At 61.1% G+C, this 2,434-nt stretch carries 3 protein-coding genes; 2 read left to right on the top strand and 1 reads right to left on the bottom strand.

All coding sequences use genetic code 11. From position 1 onward, the window contains the following. A partial coding sequence (locus tag KF784_20030; protein ID MBX3121347.1) for a hypothetical protein occupies positions 1-202 on the bottom strand: 202 nt, incomplete at its 3' end. 117 nt (positions 203-319) lie between these two features. Here KF784_20030 and KF784_20025 point away from each other — a divergent pair. After that, positions 320-1,906, top strand: coding sequence for a mercuric reductase (locus KF784_20025; GenBank protein MBX3121346.1), 1,587 nt, complete (start codon positions 320-322; stop codon positions 1,904-1,906). A 61-nt stretch (positions 1,907-1,967) separates the two neighbouring features. After that, positions 1,968-2,434 (top strand): DUF3047 domain-containing protein (locus tag KF784_20020; protein MBX3121345.1); only part of this gene is annotated, 467 nt, incomplete at its 3' end.

Here is a 2,434-nt window from a genome sequence, read left to right as displayed (position 1 = left end):
CGATCCGGTAGCGGCGGTGCCCCGAGCGGGGCGATCGCAACGGTCGCCCCGCTCGGAAAACGCAGCGGCCCTGTGTTGGTCCATGGCATACTTGCAGCCGTACATTGAAGCCGCCAGGGGAGAGCCCTCCCGCCGACATGCCGCAGAGCCGTACGCCGGCTTGTCGCAGCAGCGTATCGGCGGTTGCAGGAGAACTTCTCATGAATAATGCGGGCTGGGGCTTCTCGCCCTCGTGCCGGCGGTTTATAAGAAGTACGCAGTCGCCTCGACATGAGGACTGGTATATTGTGTCCCTCCCTACACCGAAGGATGCCACGTTATGACGACAGAGCCGCCTCCACGCATTGCCGGAAAGACTGAGCACCAGCAACCTCTCATGCTTCCGCACGACGAGTACAACCAGCAACTGGTTGCGAATGTGCATCCGGCCGAGTGGGTCAATCCCGAGCCGGCAGGGCGCTACAACATTGTCGTCATCGGAGGAGGGACGGCCGGATTGATCACCGCAGTCGTGGCCGCAAGCCTGGGAGCCAAGGTGGCACTGATTGAACAGCATCTGATGGGCGGCGACTGTCTCAATGTCGGCTGCGTCCCGTCGAAGGGCGTGATCCGGGCAGCCAGAGCGTGGGCCGATCTCCGGCGGGCCACGGACTTTGGCCTCCATGTGCCGCCCGGCGTGACCTATGACTTCGGCGCCGTCATGGCGCGCATGCGAAAACTGCGGGCGCGCATCAGTGCAAACGACTCCGCTCAGCGCTACGCCAAACTGGGCGTCGACGTCTATCTCGGCAGCGGGCGATTCACCGGACCCACGACCGTCCAGGTGGAAGGACCGTCGGGCCATCGCACCCTGACCTTCGTGAAAGCCGCCGTCTGCACCGGCGCCCGGGCATCGGCACCTCCGATTCCGGGACTGCAGGAGACCGGGTATCTCACCAACGAAACCGTGTTTTCATTGACGGAGCTGCCTCGACGTCTCGGGGTGATCGGCGCCGGCCCCATCGGCTGTGAACTGGCACAATCGTTCGCCCGCTTCGGCAGTCAGGTCTCCCTCATCGAAGCCATGCACGGCATCATGCCGAACGAGGACCGCGACGCGGCCGAGATCGTCGAGCAACAGATGATCCGCGACGGCGTGACCCTGCTCTGCTGCGGAAAGGATCTCAGGGTGGAGAAGTCCGACGGCGGGAAACGGTTGATCGTCGATTCGCATGGCCGGCACTACGATGTGACCGTCGACGATATTCTTGTCGGTACCGGGCGGACGCCGAATGTGGACGGGATCGGATTGGAGACGGCCGGTGTCGAATACGACAAACACGGAATCACGGTGAACGCCAGACTGCAGACCACCAACCCCTCGATCTATGCAGCAGGCGATGTCTGCTCGCGCTATAAGTTTACGCATGCCGCCGATGCCATGGCACAAATCGTCATCCAGAATGCCTTGTTCCCGCATCCCTTCGGTCTGGGCTACGCCAGTGTCGATTCTTTGGTCATGCCCTGGTGTACCTTCACCGAACCGGAAGTGGCGCATGTCGGCATGTATGAGAAGGAGGCTCAGGAGAAGGGCATTGAAGTGGAAACCTACACGTACACGTTGGACGAGGTCGATCGAGCGATTCTGGACGGAGAGGACGAAGGCTTTGCTCGGGTCCACATTCAAAAGGGAACCGACAAGATTCTGGGGGCGACCATCGTGGCGGCCCATGCCGGGGAGATGATCAGCGAGTTCTCGGTCGCGATGAAAACGGGAGCAGGGGCCAAGGCGATCGCGGGTACCATCCATCCCTATCCGACACAGGCCGAAGTCAACAAAAAGGTGATCAATCTCTGGCGAAAAGCCCACTTCACGCAGAGGACCAGAGAGTTCTTGATCAAGTTGTTTGCATGGATGCGGCGGTAGGGTTGCCCTGCCCGGGAACAGGAGAACTTATGCACCTCGTGGATTTCAAAGGACACAGGCGATGCCACCAGCAACGTCTTCCCTGATCGTCGGCCTCTCGTCGTTCCTGTTGGTCGGAATGATTCTGGGAGATCCGGACCGACTGGACGCCAACTCGCCGGACACCCAGACGATCGGCGCCTTCTCGGCCGCCGCGCCAGGAGGCCCCTGGCCCGACGGCTGGAAGCCGCTCACGTTCCCCAAGATCCCGCAGCACACCACCTACGGTCTTGTGAAGGAAGGGGAACAGGTCGTCGTCAAAGCGTCCAGCCAGGCCTCCTCCTCAGGCATGACGCGAGAAATTCGCATCGACCCCAAGGACTATCCGATCATTCGATGGCAGTGGAAAGTCTCCAACGTGCTCAAGGCGGGCGATGTCGCCAAAAAGGCGGGCGACGATTATCCCGCCCGGATCTATGTCACCTTTGAATACGACAGCGCGAAAGTCGGACTCTTCGGCAAGGCGAAATACGAGACGGCCAAGTTGAT

The organism is Fimbriimonadaceae bacterium (genome assembly GCA_019638775.1).
Lineage (GTDB): Bacteria > Armatimonadota > Fimbriimonadia > Fimbriimonadales > Fimbriimonadaceae > JAHBTD01.
This window is presented reverse-complemented; position numbering and strand designations above follow the sequence as displayed.

Excerpts from the sequence above, each read along its gene's own strand:
- KF784_20025 (MBX3121346.1), top strand. The coding sequence starts at position 320 with ATGACGACAGAGCCGCCTCCACGCATTGCCGGAAAGACTGAGCACCAG.